General features: G+C 49.4%; 11 protein-coding genes. 4 read left to right on the top strand and 7 right to left on the bottom strand.

All coding sequences use genetic code 11. The annotated features are described in order from the left end of the window. Window positions 1-159: 159 nt before the first annotated feature. From ACTHTJ_RS05410 to ACTHTJ_RS05400, 3 genes are all read right to left on the bottom strand, one after another. On the bottom strand, window positions 160-606 hold the full coding sequence (locus ACTHTJ_RS05410) for a hypothetical protein (RefSeq protein ID WP_070583558.1): 447 nt from the start codon (window positions 604-606) through the stop codon (window positions 160-162). A 689-nt stretch (window positions 607-1295) separates the two neighbouring features. Beyond that, window positions 1296-2273 (bottom strand): ABC transporter substrate-binding protein, encoded by a 978-nt coding sequence (locus ACTHTJ_RS05405; RefSeq protein WP_003675852.1) that lies wholly within the window; start codon window positions 2271-2273, stop codon window positions 1296-1298. Window positions 2274-2330: 57 nt separating this feature from the next. Next, the gene (locus ACTHTJ_RS05400; RefSeq protein ID WP_070583556.1) at window positions 2331-4250 is read right to left on the bottom strand and encodes a TonB-dependent receptor; all 1920 of its coding nucleotides are present in this window, start codon (window positions 4248-4250) and stop codon (window positions 2331-2333) included. A gap of 309 nt (window positions 4251-4559) precedes the next feature. Between ACTHTJ_RS05400 and fumC the strand changes: the two genes are divergently transcribed. Next, window positions 4560-5948: a class II fumarate hydratase gene (gene fumC, locus ACTHTJ_RS05395; protein ID WP_070583554.1), complete on the top strand. Its 1389-nt coding sequence runs from the start codon at window positions 4560-4562 to the stop codon at window positions 5946-5948. Between the two features lie 50 nt (window positions 5949-5998). On the opposite strand, the gene ACTHTJ_RS05390 is transcribed toward fumC, so the two are convergent. Together ACTHTJ_RS05390 and argH are read right to left on the bottom strand one after the other, a co-directional pair. Beyond that, on the bottom strand, window positions 5999-6523 hold the full coding sequence (locus tag ACTHTJ_RS05390) for a hypothetical protein (RefSeq protein ID WP_440360857.1): 525 nt from the start codon (window positions 6521-6523) through the stop codon (window positions 5999-6001). Between the two features lie 167 nt (window positions 6524-6690). Beyond that, on the bottom strand, window positions 6691-8070 hold the full coding sequence (gene argH / locus ACTHTJ_RS05385) for an argininosuccinate lyase (protein WP_440360858.1): 1380 nt from the start codon (window positions 8068-8070) through the stop codon (window positions 6691-6693). 93 nt (window positions 8071-8163) lie between these two features. Here argH and ACTHTJ_RS05380 point away from each other — a divergent pair, with 93 nt between their 5' ends. Both ACTHTJ_RS05380 and acnB read left to right on the top strand, forming a co-directional pair. After that, window positions 8164-9201, top strand: a complete 1038-nt coding sequence (locus tag ACTHTJ_RS05380) for a sensor histidine kinase (protein ID WP_440360859.1) — start codon at window positions 8164-8166, stop codon at window positions 9199-9201. A 200-nt stretch (window positions 9202-9401) separates the two neighbouring features. Then, window positions 9402-11987: a bifunctional aconitate hydratase 2/2-methylisocitrate dehydratase gene (gene acnB / locus ACTHTJ_RS05375; RefSeq protein ID WP_315093832.1), complete on the top strand. Its 2586-nt coding sequence runs from the start codon at window positions 9402-9404 to the stop codon at window positions 11985-11987. A gap of 181 nt (window positions 11988-12168) precedes the next feature. Here the strand turns inward: acnB and ACTHTJ_RS05370 are convergent, their stop codons facing one another. Then, window positions 12169-13563 carry a DEAD/DEAH box helicase gene (locus ACTHTJ_RS05370; protein WP_107792484.1) on the bottom strand — a complete coding sequence of 465 codons (1395 nt, stop codon included), beginning with the start codon at window positions 13561-13563 and terminating at the stop codon, window positions 12169-12171. A gap of 428 nt (window positions 13564-13991) precedes the next feature. Between ACTHTJ_RS05370 and ACTHTJ_RS05365 the strand changes: the two genes are divergently transcribed. Next, window positions 13992-14297 (top strand): hypothetical protein, encoded by a 306-nt coding sequence (locus ACTHTJ_RS05365; protein ID WP_070583540.1) that lies wholly within the window; start codon window positions 13992-13994, stop codon window positions 14295-14297. On the opposite strand, the gene ACTHTJ_RS05360 is transcribed toward ACTHTJ_RS05365, so the two are convergent. Beyond that, window positions 14278-14514, bottom strand: a 237-nt coding sequence (locus ACTHTJ_RS05360) for a hypothetical protein (protein ID WP_440360860.1), incomplete at its 5' end; no start/stop codon positions are given. The genes ACTHTJ_RS05365 and ACTHTJ_RS05360 overlap by 20 nt on opposite strands.

The raw sequence follows: 14514 nt of genomic DNA, 5'->3' as shown, positions 1-14514 counted from the left end.
GGGGACGATAGGTTGTCTGAAAAAGAGTTGATTGGGTTAGATGGAACGCCGTAAACCAACAAAACGGTTTGGTTTCCACAAATATTGTTTTTCAGACGACCTTGGTTTGAGATTTCGGGGGTTTCGTCGGGTTACGACTGCTGCTAAGCCAACCTTTAGTTACTGATAATTATTATTAGGAATAAAAATACGTTCGCTGGGATTTTCAGTTGTAATAAACCCATTTTCCTCTAAAATGTTAAATACTTTGTCCCTATCATCTTCATTGGTGTTTTTTACAACCGCAAAAATCTTTAAATCTTCCTTGTACTCGTTTTGAAGGAATTGTTTTAGTATTTTTTTAAATTTTACATTTTCATCATTTGTTAATTTACCAAATATAATTTCATAAAAATAATTATCCTCAATCTCCTCATCCGTTTTAAAACAATGCACTAATATGATAAAAGCTACTAAATTTTCTTTGAAATAGCATTCATATATTTCATATGCTTCGCCAAACACAACATCATTATCTCCAAAATTATAAGACTCCTTTTTTTGAAGCATAAATTCTGTAATTACTTCACTAATGATATGTCCAATATTTTTAAATTTAAAATCCATTTTTAAATCTCCAATAATAGCAGTTGATAACTAAGCGTAGATTGGACTCATACCCTAACATTTTAGGTAATTCGACGGTTTTTTTGGGGTTGACAACCCAACCTTACTTACTGATTAATAGGAATACTAAACCACAGTTCATATGAAGCTGAACCAATCCAGTTAATATTTGCATGTTCATCTGACCGAATGGTTTGTCCGGAGCTGAACTCTCCCGTTTTAAACAAAAGGGGTTCCAAGAAATATGATTTGAAATTACAGCTCATCTTCAGATTATCAATCTGCATGCACAACTTCCGTATGAACGGGCTTTGAACAAAAGATTTCGTTGTAATCTTTTGTATCTTTTTATCGAATGCCGAATACCTGCCGCCCAACAAAGTATTTTCCTTAAGCAAGCGTAGGTTGGGTCATGACCCAACATTTCAGACAGTTCAACGGTTTTGTCGGATTTGACAGCTTAACCTACGGTTACTACCCGCCGTCATTCCCGCGTAGGCGGGAATCCAGAGGTTTGACGTTGCTGCAATTTTAAAACATTCCTGCAATATCAGAGACTGGATTCCCGCCGGCGCGGGGAATGACGGCTTTTTGTGTACTGTTCTAATTATTATCTGACAGGCCGTCTGAAAAGGGTATATTGAATTCCCCAATATTATTTCTCCCCTTTCAGACGACCTCTCCTCCTTTTAAGCCAAGAAGAACCCGTTATCAGGCAACTTGCCGCCCAAAAGTTTCGGGTTGAACTGCATCAGGATTTCGTAAAACTTCAAAATCTCGTTCTTCACTTCGCTGCCTTTGGTTACCGTCAGCCGCGCGCCGTCCAAGCCCATGACTAGGGCAGGTTCGGGGGCGGGGAGGTAGTTTTTGCCGATTTTCGCGGCGCTTTGGCGGTTGGCGAGTATCCAGTTGAGCGCGTTTTTCAAATCCTGATGGAAGATGTCGAACTGCGCTTTGTGAGCGTGGAAATATTCTTCGTTGGCGATGATGCCTGCCATCGGAATCAGCGGTTTGGTGTCAAACGCCTGTCCCCATGCTTTCACCAAGTCAAATCCACGCACGACGTTTACGCCCATGGTTTTGCCTTTAAGTAGGCTGGCGGTTGCCATCGGTTCGGGCAGGATGGCGGCGTGGTAGTCCTTGCTTAAAAACAGTCCGACTGCTTCGGGCGGCGTGGCGGTATAGGTGATGCCGACTTTGTGCGCATCGATTTTCAGTTTTTTCAACAAGGCTTGCAGCACGATGTCGGGCATATCGTTTTTAAACGGTACGAGGATTTTTTTGCCGACCAAATCCTGCGGTGAGGTAATCGCGCTGCCTTTGCACATCAGCTGCGTGATGCCGTTGGTCAAAATATTCACCATGCCGACTTTCTGCCCTTGGTTGCGCAGGTTTACGCCGACATTGCTCGGACTCATCATCACTTTAAATTGTCCACTCGCTACACCTGCGCGAAGCTGGTCGGGCGAACGCCAGATTTTTAGCGACACGTCCGCCTGTTTCGCCAGCTTGCCTTGCAACGCCGCTACGGCAATGGTAACGCTGGGCATTGCCGGCGCGCCGTATACGGTAAATTGCTCTTTACCGGCTGCCAACAATGAAGGCGAAACGCCTGCCGCTGCCAGCGCGGCGGTCATTTTTAAGAAATCACGTCTTTTCATATCCATTTTTTATCTCCTAATTCTTAATAAGCCAGTGTAGGCATTCTTTCAGACGGCCTGATTTTAAAAAGCCGCATGCAAACTCAACCAATACGTTCTGCCCGGTGCATACACTACGCTGGGGGATAGGGCGAGGACGTGGTCGCCGCTGATGTATTCGGCGTATTTTTTGTTGAACACGTTGTTTACGCCCAAGCGCAAGCCGTATTTGTCTTTAATGTTTACGCCTGCGTAAAGGTCGGCAACGGTAAAGCCTTTGGCGGTTTCGCGTTTGTCTATGCCCAGACCGCTTGCCGCGTCAAAATCGCCGCGCGTTTGTTTGGCGACAAAGCGTGTTGCGGCGCCGATGTTGTAGCTGCCGTGGGCAAAGTAGTTTTTGTAGTCGGCTTGGACGGCGGCTTCAAACGGACGGATTTGATAGAGCGGCCTGCCGTCGGTTTCGTTGTGTCCGTAGTTGTAGGCGGCTTTGATGCCTGCCGCCCAATGCGGATTGAAGTTGTAACGCGCGTAGGCCTGAGCGGTAAACAATCGCGCGTCCACATTGCGTGTGATGATGCCGCCGCCTTTGGAAACCGTGCCGCTTTGTCCGCGTGCGCGGTCAAAAATAATCAGGTCTTTGACTTTGTCTGCTACAAGCGTGCCGCCCACGTTCCAGCCTGCGCCTGCCAACGAGTTCATATAGCCGTTGTAGTAGTCGTTGCGGCTGTCGGCGGTGAGCTTGATGCGGTTGTGTTTTTCGGTTTTCAGCAGGGGATTGCCTGCGATGGCGGCGGCTGGGGTTTGGTTCATCAACGCGCCGTTCATGCGGTTTTGCACGATGGCGGCAAGCGAGTTGAAGCGTTCGGTGTTGTCGCCGATGCGTTCTAAGTGAGCAAGGGAAACGCTGTATTTTTGCGTTTCAGACGGTGTGAAATCGTATTTGAGTTCACCGGAGAAGGCATGACGGCGTACTTTGCCGTTGAAGTCGTAGCCGTAATGAGTTTTCCAGATTTGCTGCGCCGAGGCGAAGGCGAGATTGCGGTTCATCGGATGGGCGGGCTGTGCCGTATTTTTGCGAATGTCCGCTTCGTTGAGTTCGTAGCTTAAGCCCAAGCCCAGTTTGTGTTGGTCGTTGAACTTGTAAGACAGGGTATCGGCAATGCGCCAGCGGTCGATGTGCACATCGGCGAAACGGTAGCCGTTGAGGAAATCGCGCATGGCAGTGTGGGCGTTGCGCTCGCCGTTTTGGCTGTCGTTGCGATAGCTGACGGCGGCGGTGTTGTGGAATTTACCGAAGTCCGCATCGTGTTTGAGCGAGAAGTCGTACACTTTGCGGTCAAGCTCTACGAATACTTGCTGCGGCGTGTTGTTTGGGCGCAGGGAGTAATTGTCGGCATGGCGTTTGAGTTTGATGATGCCTGCTTCCGCGCTGACCGTATTGCTTAAATCGGCATTGCCCCAACGCGCGTTGAGTTTAGCGATGTGGCGTTCGGTGTCCAATGCGTCGTTGACGAACTGCGGTTGGCGGTCGTTGTTGATGTCGTCGTGCAGATAAGTAAGGCGGTATTCCTGATTTTCAGACGGCACGAAACCGAGTACCAAAGCTTGATTGAAACGGCTGTATTTCCAATCGGTCTGGTTGCCGTCGCCGTCTTTATAGCCGTTGGCCTTGGTGTGATTGAGGTTGGCTACGCCGTACACCTTTGCCCCGCGCGCTTGCGCGGTAACGGAATTGTAAAAGCTTTTGCCGTAAAAGCCGCTGTTTGCTTTCAGCGGACGGAAGGCTTGGTCTATGTTTTCAGTAACAAAGTAATGATCGCTGCGGTCGGTGCGGTCGAATTGGTTTTCGGGGAAATAGCCTTGTGCGGCGGTCGGTGCAATCGGTTTGGGAGGGGAGAAGGTTTTGACAGGCTGGATTTCATCAGGGTCTGCCAAGGTTTCGGCAAAGCCGTTTGCAGCGGCAAAACTGCTCATTAACAAGCAAATCAAATGGTTTTGTTTCATGATCTATATCCTGATAATCATTTTTATTTATTATGCTCTTAGAGAGAAGCAAAGTAAAGAAACGATAAGGTATTTATTGTCGATAAACACTTAGCGTAGAACACAAATCGGCAAGGAGGAAAATTTTTAGAAGAGGGGAGCGGCGGCGCAGGTTGTATTTGCTCCGAAATCGGGTTTTATCTTCTATTAGTATTTCAGGTTAATAAAGCAAAAGGCCGTCTGAAAACCTCTCTCTTTTCAGACGGCCTTTTGCTGGGTATAATAAATTTACGAATCATTATTATTTCTATTTAAATGTAGGAGAAACGCATGAGTACCCGTACCGAACACGACACTATGGGCAATGTCGAAGTCCCATCCGAAGCCTATTGGGGCGCGCAGACCCAGCGCAGCCGCAACAATTTCAAAATCGGCGGAGAAACCCTGCCGCAGCCTTTGATTTATGCTTTGGCGCTGGTGAAAAAAGCCGCCGCAGCAACCAATGTTTCCCTCGGCAGGATTAAGCCCGAACAGGCAGATTTGATTACGCAGGCGGCGGATGATGTGTTGAACGGCAAGCTCGACGGGCAGTTCCCATTGGTGGTGTGGCAGACCGGCTCCGGCACGCAGTCCAATATGAACATGAACGAAGTGCTGGCAAACCGCGCCAACGAAATCGCCGGTACGGGTTTGGCGGCGTATCAGCCTGTCCATCCCAACGACCATGTGAACCACGCGCAATCGACCAATGATGCGTTCCCAACCGCCATCCACGTCGCCGCCGCGATTGAAATCAACCGCCACCTCATTCCTGCCGTCCAAGCCTTGCGTGATACATTGGATAAAAAAGCCAAAGAATTCGCCCCCATCGTCAAAATCGGCCGCACCCACTTGCAAGATGCGACGCCGCTGACTTTGGGACAAGAGTTTTCCGGCTATGTTTCCCAGCTTGATCACGGCTTAGGCCGTCTGAACGATGTGCTTAAAGATTTGTATGAACTCGCCTTGGGCGGCACGGCGGTCGGCACGGGTTTGAACAGCCATCCCGAATACGCCGAAAAAGCCGCCGCCAAACTCGCCGAATTGTCCGGCTTGCCGTTTGTCAGCGCGCCGAACAAGTTTGAAGCATTGGGCGGACGCGATGCCGCCGTTGCCGCTTCGGGTGCATTGAAAACGCTGGCGGCAAGCCTGAACAAAATCGCCAACGACATCCGCTGGCTGGCAAGCGGCCCGCGTTGCGGTTTGGGCGAAATCAAAATCCCTGAAAACGAGCCGGGTTCGTCCATCATGCCGGGCAAAGTTAACCCAACCCAATGCGAAGCAATGACCATGGTGTGCTGCCAAGTGTTCGGCAACGACGTTACCATCGGCATGGCGGGCGCATCGGGCAACTTTGAGCTGAACGTCTATATGCCCGTTATCGCCTACAACCTCTTGCAATCCATCCGCCTGTTGGGCGATGCGTGCAACAGCTTCAATGAACACTGCGCCGTCGGCATCGAGCCCGTACCGGAAAAAATCGACTATTTCCTGCACCATTCCCTGATGCTGGTTACTGCGTTAAACCGTAAAATCGGCTATGAAAACGCCGCCAAAGTCGCCAAAACCGCCTACAAAAACGACAAATCGTTGCGCGAAACCGCCATCGAATTGGGCTTGCTGACAGGTGAAGAGTTTGACGAATTGGTCGTTCCTGCCGATATGGTTCATCCGAGTTAAGCTTTAATAATGAAACATGCCGTCTGAAAATGTTTTCAGACGGCATGTTTTTATGCTGCGCTTGTCTTTTCTTCGAATAGGGCAAAAATCATTGGCGTCAGATTGACGACCATTAGAAATATTATTGAGCTCAAAAATGTACGCCAGGCGTAATGCCACGCTTCCGTTCTGTCTGCTTGGGGGAGGAGCGATGCAGTATAGCGGTTGTGTAGGGTTTTTGCGGTGTCATTGTTTTCCAAATAGTCCAACGAAAGTACCAATAATTTGCCCGTGTCTTTGTGTTGTAAGAATTTGGCATGTTCAACCCAGATTCCTGGCTTGGCTTGTTCGCATAAAGATTCAATGCCGACGCAAGAGGCTAAGCTGTTTTGGTTGTTTTGCAAAATCGACAGCTCGTTTTTTTCAGCCTGCATGGTGGCGGCGGAGGTTTGATGAAGGTATGCGCTCATGCCGTTGCTCTCTATTGCTTGAAAATCATGGAGCTGGCTGAATCCGCCATTTTCCCAGGCGACGAATACGGCATAGCATCCGCAGCATAGGTAGATCATGATCAATTTTAAGACAATGTTTTTCATCCTTGCTCCTTTTGTATGAAGATGGCGGCAAAGTCAGGAGGCGTGTTTTCTCGTTTGGAGGTAAGTTTAGGTTTGTCTGTTTTTATTGTGAGGTTGAGTGTAACACAGGTAATCAAAAGGCCGTCTGAAAATTTTCAGACGGCCTTTTAGTATGTGTTTAGATGGGTTTAAGCCAATAATTCACGCCAGCGTTTCACTTGGAAACGGACTTGTTCAGGCGCAGTGCCGCCCAAGTGGTTGCGCGCGTTTAAGCTGCCTTCGGGTGTCAGCACGCTGTAAACGTCGTCGGCAATCAAACCGCTGAAACCTTGCAGGACTTCAAGCGGCAATTCGCTCAAATCAACGCCAGCTTCATCGGCATGGCGCACGGCTTGGGCAACGACTTCATGACTGTCACGGAAGGGCATGCCTTTTTTCACCAAGTAATCCGCCAAGTCGGTAGCCGTTGCAAAACCCTGCATTACGGCGGCGCGCATATTGTCGGGTTTGACGGTCACGCCGCGCATCATGTCGGCGTAAATACGCAGGGTGTCGATAAGCGAGTCGGCAGTGTCAAACAAAGGCTCTTTGTCTTCCTGATTGTCTTTGTTGTATGCCAAAGGCTGCGATTTCATCAGGGTAACCAGGCCGATCAGGTGGCCAATCACGCGACCGGATTTGCCGCGCACGAGTTCGGGTACGTCGGGGTTTTTCTTTTGCGGCATGATGGACGAGCCGGTGCAGAAACGGTCGGCAATGTCGATAAAGCCGAAACGCGGGCTCATCCACAAAATCAATTCTTCGGAAAGGCGGCTCAGGTGAACCATAATCAGAGAAGCAGCGGCTGTGAACTCAATGGCAAAATCGCGGTCAGATACGGCATCGAGCGAGTTTCGGCAGATTTGTTCAAAGCCTAACAGCTCGGCGGTAATTTCGCGTTGAATCGGGTAGGTGGTACCGGCAAGGGCTGCGGCGCCGAGCGGCATACGGTTGACGCGTTTGCGGCAGTCGGCCATGCGCTCGAAATCGCGGCCGAGCATTTCAACATAGGCGAGCATGTGATGCCCGAAGCTGACCGGCTGGGCAACTTGCAGGTGGGTAAAGCCGGGCATGACGGTTTCCACATTTTGCTCCGCCAAATCAACCAAGGCCGTCTGAAGGTTTTGAATCAAGCTTTGGATAACGGTAATTTGATCGCGCAGCCACAGGCGGATGTCGGTAGCGACTTGGTCGTTGCGGCTGCGGCCGGTGTGCAGGCGTTTGCCGGCGTCGCCGATTTTGTCGGTGAGGCGGCGTTCGATGTTCATGTGGACATCTTCCAAATCCAGCGACCAGGAAATAGTTCCTTCCTTGATTTCTGCTATAATCTCGGCCATGCCCTGACGGATGGCGGAGAGGTCGTCTTCGCTCAAAACGCCCGACTGTGTCAGCATTTGCGCGTGTGCCAGCGAGCCTTGGATGTCCCATTCTGCCAGCCGTTTGTCAAAATCAATCGAGCCGGTATATTTTTTGACCAGCTCGGAAACAGGTTCGTTAAAACGGCCTGACCAGGTTTTGTCCTTGCTCATATCAGCATCCTTAAAATATAAATAAAAAAACAGGGTCTACGTCTTCAATATAGCAGACCCGTCTATACATTATGAAAGAAAACGGTTGAAATCATGTCTATTATACGTCAAATAAACCAGAATTTCGCAGTGCCGGATTTGCGCAATTCCGCAACTTTGGTGCGCCTGCTTATTGTTTTGTTAATCAGTTTGTTTATCTTTCCGTTGATGACGGTATCGGGCGTGCCTTATCCGGAACAGATTTTCCAACATTTTTCATGGGCTTGCCCCGTCATCCTCTTAATTTTACTTAAGGTCTATTTTTTACAGGCATTTGCGCCGGCCCTACTTCGCTCGCAGTACAGCGTCGTGATTTCCTACGTCTCCAACCTGCTGATTTTCTTGTTTGTCGATGTAGTGATTTTGAAGACGGAGATGTGGCCGCTGATTCAACATTTCTTCTTGCTGACCTTTTTTTGTTTCAGTTTCATGTACATCGAAGCCGCCCGCCGCAACAGCCTCGAGCCTTCGATTTCCGAAGCCAGGCTGAGCGCGTTGACGGCGCGTATCCGTCCGCATTTCTTGTTTAACAGCCTAAATGCCGCCATCAGCTTAATCCGTCTGCGCCCGTATGATGCGGAAACTTTGCTGGAAAATCTGGCCAACCTGTTCCGCGCACAGTTGCGTGACGGCAGTCAAAACAGTACCTTGGGGCAGGAAATCGAATGGGCGCAGGAATATATTGCCATCGAGCAAATCCGCATGGGGCATATGCGCGTACAGGTTATGTGGCAACACCATGCGCCCGACGATGCGGAAACGCCGCATCTGCTGCTGCAGCCGCTTTTGGAAAATGCTGTCTTTCATGGTGTCGAATCCACCCATCGTCCAGGGATAATTACGGTATTAACAAAATTGGAAAAATCCTCTATTTTCATCAGTATCGAGAATCCGTGCGGAACGGAACCTAATGAAAATACCAAGCCGCATAAAGGCAATTCTATGGCCTTACACAACCTGAAAGAGCGCCTGACTTTGATGTATGACACCGATGCGAAAATCAGAAGCATCCAATCAGACGGCCTGTTCCGCGTTGAAATCATCTTGCCGTACCGTAAAAAATCAGCCGAAGTTTCCCGTCTGTTTGGCTAAAACATACAAGAGAGGGCGGCGTTAGATAGATTAAACTATTAATACATTAAATAAAATAGTTTAAATTTATTACATTCAGTAACATAACTGTTCCCATTTTTTGAAAACTGGTCTATGATGCTTAAAAGGATTGTTTACAATCTTTAACTGCAAATCATTTGCAACTGCCCAGAAGAAAAAACAGAAAAAGGAACAAAGAGATGTTAGAAGCCTATCGTAAAGCCGCCGCCGAGCGCGCTGCCCTTGGTATTCCCGCCCTTCCTCTGACTGCTCAGCAAACCGCTGATTTGGTTGAGCTGCTGAAAAATCCGCCTGCCGGTGAAGGTGAATTCTTGGTTGAGCTGTTGGCTCACCGCGTACCGCCCGGTGTGGACGATGCCGCCAAAGTCAAAGCTTCATTTTTGGCTGCCATTGCCGAAGGCAGCGCATCCAGCCCGTTGATTTCCCCTGAGTACGCTACCGAACTGTTGGGTACCATGCTCGGCGGTTACAACATTCATGCACTCATCGAACTCTTAGACAACGACAAACTTGCGCCTATCGCTGCAAATGGTCTGAAACACACTCTGCTGATGTTCGACTCTTTCCACGATGTTCAAGAAAAAGCTGAAAAAGGCAACAAATACGCGCAAGAAGTATTGCAATCTTGGGCGGATGCCGAATGGTTTACTTCTCGTGCCAAAGTTCCTGAAAAAATTACTGTTACCGTCTTTAAAGTCGACGGCGAAACCAATACAGACGACCTCTCTCCCGCGCCCGACGCATGGAGCCGTCCCGATATTCCGCTGCACGCGCTGGCGATGCTGAAAAACCCGCGCGACGGCATCACGCCTGACAAACCGGGCGAAGTCGGTCCGATTAAATTGTTGGAAGAACTCAAAGCCAAAGGTCATCCGGTTGCCTACGTCGGCGACGTAGTCGGTACTGGTTCTTCACGCAAATCCGCGACCAACTCTGTTATTTGGCATACCGGCGAAGACATTCCGTTCGTTCCGAACAAACGCTTCGGCGGCGTATGCTTGGGTGGCAAAATCGCACCGATTTTCTTCAATACTCAAGAAGACTCCGGTGCGCTGCCGATTGAAGTCGATGTTTCCGCACTGAAAATGGGCGATGTCGTCGATATTCTGCCTTATGAAGGCAAAATCGTGAAAAATGGCGAAACCGTTGCCGAATTCAGCCTGAAATCTCAAGTATTGCTGGACGAAGTGCAAGCGGGCGGCCGTATCAACCTGATTATCGGCCGCGGTCTGACCGCCAAAGCGCGCGAAGCCCTGAAACTGCCTGCCTCTACCGAATTCCGCCTGCCTCAAGCGCCTGCCGAAAGCAAAGCCGGTTTCACCTTGGCGCAAAAAATGGTCGGTCGCGCCTGCGGTCTGCCAGAAGGACAAGGCGTACGTCCGGGTACTTATTGCGAACCGCGCATGACGACTGTCGGCTCGCAAGACACTACCGGCCCGATGACCCGCGACGAGTTGAAAGACTTGGCTTGTTTGGGCTTCTCCGCCGATATGGTGATGCAGTCTTTCTGTCACACCGCTGCTTATCCGAAACCTGTCGATGTGAAAACCCATAAAGAGCTGCCCGCCTTTATTTCTACCCGTGGCGGTGTGGCTCTGCGTCCGGGCGACGGCGTGATTCACTCATGGCTCAACCGTCTGCTGCTGCCTGATACAGTCGGTACCGGCGGCGACAGCCACACTCGTTTCCCTATCGGTATTTCCTTCCCTGCCGGCTCCGGCTTGGTTGCTTTCGCAGCAGCGACCGGCGTAATGCCGCTCGATATGCCTGAATCCGTATTGGTACGCTTCAGCGGCAAACTGCAACCGGGCGTAACCCTGCGCGATTTGGTGAACGCCATTCCGCTTTACGCGATTAAACAAGGTTTGCTCACCGTTGCCAAAGCAGGCAAGAAAAACATCTTCTCCGGCCGCATCCTCGAAATCGAAGGCCTGCCTGATTTGAAAGTGGAACAAGCCTTTGAATTGACCGATGCGTCTGCCGAACGCTCCGCTGCCGGCTGTACCGTGAAGCTCAACAAAGAGCCGATTATCGAGTACATGAAATCCAACGTCGTGTTGATGAAAAACATGATTGCCGACGGCTATCAAGACCCACGCACTTTGGAACGCCGCATCAAAGCCATGGAAAAATGGTTGGCAAATCCTGAGCTGCTCGAAGCGGATAAAGATGCCGAATACGCTGCCGTGATTGAAATCAACATGGACGACATCAAAGAGCCGATTATCGCCTGCCCGAACGACCCGGATGACGTGTGCTTCATGTCCGAACGTTCCGGCACCAAAATCGACGAAGTGTTCATTGGTTCTTGTATGACCAACATCGGCCACTTCCGCGCTGCCTCCAAACTTTTGGAAGGTAAGTCCGACATCCCCGTCCGCCTGTGGATGGCGCCGCCGACCAAAATGGACGCGAAAGAGTTGTCCGACGAAGGTCACTACGGCGTACTCGGCCGTGCAGGTGCGCGTATGGAAATGCCGGGTTGCTCATTGTGTATGGGTAACCAAGCACAAGTACACGAAGGCGCAACCGTCATGTCCACTTCCACCCGCAACTTCCCGAACCGCTTGGGTAAAAACACCTTCGTTTACCTCGGCTCGGCAGAGTTGGCGGCGATTTGCTCCAAACTGGGCAAAATCCCGACCGTTGAAGAATACCAAGCTAACATCGGCATCATCAACGAACAGGGCGACCAAATCTACCGCTACATGAACTTCAACGAAATCGACAGTTACAACGAAGTAGCCGAGACCGTGAATGTTTAATGTAACAAGGTAAACCGATTTTCAGACGGCCTAAAATAATAAAGGCCGTTTGAAACGGAAAAAAAGGACGTGTTCATCACGTCCTTTTTATTTTTAGTTTAATAAAAGGCCGCCTGAAAGATAAGTTTCAGACGGCATTTGTTAAGGATAAATAATCAGAAAACCGATTAATCAGCGTTGTTTACTTTACGCCAAAACCAGGTTGGAGCAGGGCGCAAGGCTGACGCTCGTGACGGCTGCGGCGTGTTCTGCCGGCAATTTTGCCGCAGACAATACCCGGATCGTTTTTCTCTTCTGCTTTTTTCGAGCTTTTGTCTGACTTGCTCGCGTATTCGTTGCGTTTGTTTCTATCATCGCGGCGAGAGCGGCTGTCGTTGTGTTGAACCGGTTGCGCTTCGGCTTCATCTTGATTGTCGTTGCCCCACCAATGCGGCTCAAAGCCTTCGATGCGCTCCACATTCAAATCGCTGCCGATCAGCTCTTTAATGGATTCAAACATTTTCTGTTCGGTTTTATCCATCAAGGAAATGGCAACGCCGTCGGCACCGGCCCGGCCGGTACGTCCGATGCGGTGAACGTAGTCTTCAGGTTGGGTTGGCAGCTCGTAGTTGATGACGAAAGGCAACTCGGCAATATCCAAGCCGCGCGCTGCAACGTCGGTGGCAACCAAAACGCGTAATGTGCCTTCTTTAAAGGCATTGAGGGTTTCCAGTCGGCTTTGTTGGGATTTGTCGCCGTGGATGGATTGGGCGGCAATGTTGCGGCGGACGAGGTCGCGGGTAACTTGATCGACGCTTTGTTTGGTTTTGCAGAATACAATGACTTGATTCATGTGTAAATCAACAATCAGACGTTCGAGCAGGTTGCGTTTTTTAAGCGCATCAACGGCAATGATGTGTTGCTCGACATTGGCGTTGGTGGTATTTTGCGCAGCCACTTCAACCATTTCGGGCGTGTGCATAAAATCTTGCGCAAGCTTGCGGATAGGCGGTGAGAAAGTGGCGGAGAAAAGCAGGGTTTGCCGCTGTTTGGGCAGCATCTGCATGATTTTGCGGATATCGTCGATGAAACCCATATCAAGCATACGGTCGGCTTCGTCGAGTACAACGATTTCAACTTTGTTTAAATTGATGTTTTTTTGTTTGACGTGGTCGAGCAGTCGGCCAACCGTAGCGACAACGATTTCGCAACCGGCGCGCAAGTCGGCAGTTTGTTTGTCCATATTGACGCCGCCAAAGAGGACGGTATGGCGTAAAGGAAGATTCTTAATGTATGCCTGCACGTTTTGATCGATTTGATCGGCCAGTTCGCGGGTCGGGGTCAATACCAACATACGGACAGGGTGCATGGCAGGGGAGGTGCTGGATGTGGCGTAGCGTTTCAAGCGTTCTAGGCTGGGCAGCATAAAGGCTGCGGTTTTACCTGTGCCGGTTTGTGCTGCGGCCAAAAGGTCATGTCCTGCTAAGGCTTTAGGAATCGCTGCTGCTTGGATAGGTGTCGGGTTTTCATAACCCTGATCGGTCAGGGCAGAGACTAATTCGCTGCCTAAACCGAGTGAAGAGAAAGGATTCATGATGGTGGCTTTCTGTTCAGACGGCCTTTTGAATGATAGGCCGTCTGAAAAATCTGATTCTGAAATGGACAAACCGCAGTATGATGTTGATTCTGCGGTTTGAAAAAATGGGGAGCGGAATAATCCGTCAAGTAGTCCATTATGCCATAAAAAGAGGGACTCCCCAAATGATGGTTGCGATTAGCAACAGCCACGTTTTGATATTTTTACAGTGAAAAAACAGAAAAAATGACTGGTCTGCAAGATTTTGAGTTTATTGAGGATTAAGCATTTGTCTTAACTTCAATAGAATTAATTTATCAAAAACTTACAGGTTGAAATGAAACTAAATTGCACTCATGTACTCAATATTGAGGTACAGAGCTTGTTTTGTAGCCTGTATCTCCCGTTTAACGGTAAACCATAAAATCAAAATTTAGGAATATATAATTATGAAAACTTTATTAATCGCTCTTGCCACCGGTAGCCTGATGTTGGCAGCTTGTTCTTCTTCCAAACCTGAAGAAGCGGCAGCGCCACGCATTACTGTTGAAGAAGCAATGACTCAATGCCATCAAGCATCTGGTGAAAATGCTGACCGCGCTGTGTTTGATGCTTGCATGAAAGGCAAAGGCTATCAACGAACGGCTGAATCAGCTGCCTCCGAGCCAGAAGCTGCTCCTGAAGCTGCAGCTTCTGAGCCTGCTGCCAAAGCTGCTCCTGCTAAAAAAGCAGCTGTTAAGAAAGCAAAAAAATAAACTTCATAAAATTCAAGGAAGTCACTCTCATCAATACTCCGGATGAAGGCAGACTTAGAGCAACTTGAAAACAAAGGCCGTCTGAATATGTTTCAGACGGCCTGAGACCTTTGCAAAATCCCCTAAAATCCCCTAAATTCCTACTAAGACATTTAGGGGATTTTCCATGAGCACCTTCTTTCAGCAAACCGCCCAAGCCATGATCGCCAAACACATC

It is taken from the genome of Neisseria sp. P0018.S001 (assembly GCF_051957355.1).
Taxonomy (GTDB): Bacteria; Pseudomonadota; Gammaproteobacteria; order Burkholderiales; family Neisseriaceae; genus Neisseria; species Neisseria subflava_A.
Note: the sequence above shows the minus strand (reverse complement) of the source record. Positions and strands in the feature narration are given on the sequence as shown.

What these genes read in the sequence shown, in the direction of transcription:
- ACTHTJ_RS05390 (WP_440360857.1), bottom strand. Translation starts at nt 6,523, where the DNA reads ATGAAAAACATTGTCTTAAAATTGATCATGATCTACCTATGCTGCGGA.
- ACTHTJ_RS05410 (WP_070583558.1), bottom strand. Translation starts at nt 606, where the DNA reads ATGGATTTTAAATTTAAAAATATTGGACATATCATTAGTGAAGTAATT.
- fumC (WP_070583554.1), top strand. Translation starts at nt 4,560, where the DNA reads ATGAGTACCCGTACCGAACACGACACTATGGGCAATGTCGAAGTCCCA.
- ACTHTJ_RS05365 (WP_070583540.1), top strand. Translation starts at nt 13,992, where the DNA reads ATGAAAACTTTATTAATCGCTCTTGCCACCGGTAGCCTGATGTTGGCA.
- acnB (WP_315093832.1), top strand. Translation starts at nt 9,402, where the DNA reads ATGTTAGAAGCCTATCGTAAAGCCGCCGCCGAGCGCGCTGCCCTTGGT.
- argH (WP_440360858.1), bottom strand. Translation starts at nt 8,070, where the DNA reads ATGAGCAAGGACAAAACCTGGTCAGGCCGTTTTAACGAACCTGTTTCC.
- ACTHTJ_RS05380 (WP_440360859.1), top strand. Translation starts at nt 8,164, where the DNA reads ATGTCTATTATACGTCAAATAAACCAGAATTTCGCAGTGCCGGATTTG.
- ACTHTJ_RS05405 (WP_003675852.1), bottom strand. Translation starts at nt 2,273, where the DNA reads ATGGATATGAAAAGACGTGATTTCTTAAAAATGACCGCCGCGCTGGCA.
- ACTHTJ_RS05400 (WP_070583556.1), bottom strand. Translation starts at nt 4,250, where the DNA reads ATGAAACAAAACCATTTGATTTGCTTGTTAATGAGCAGTTTTGCCGCT.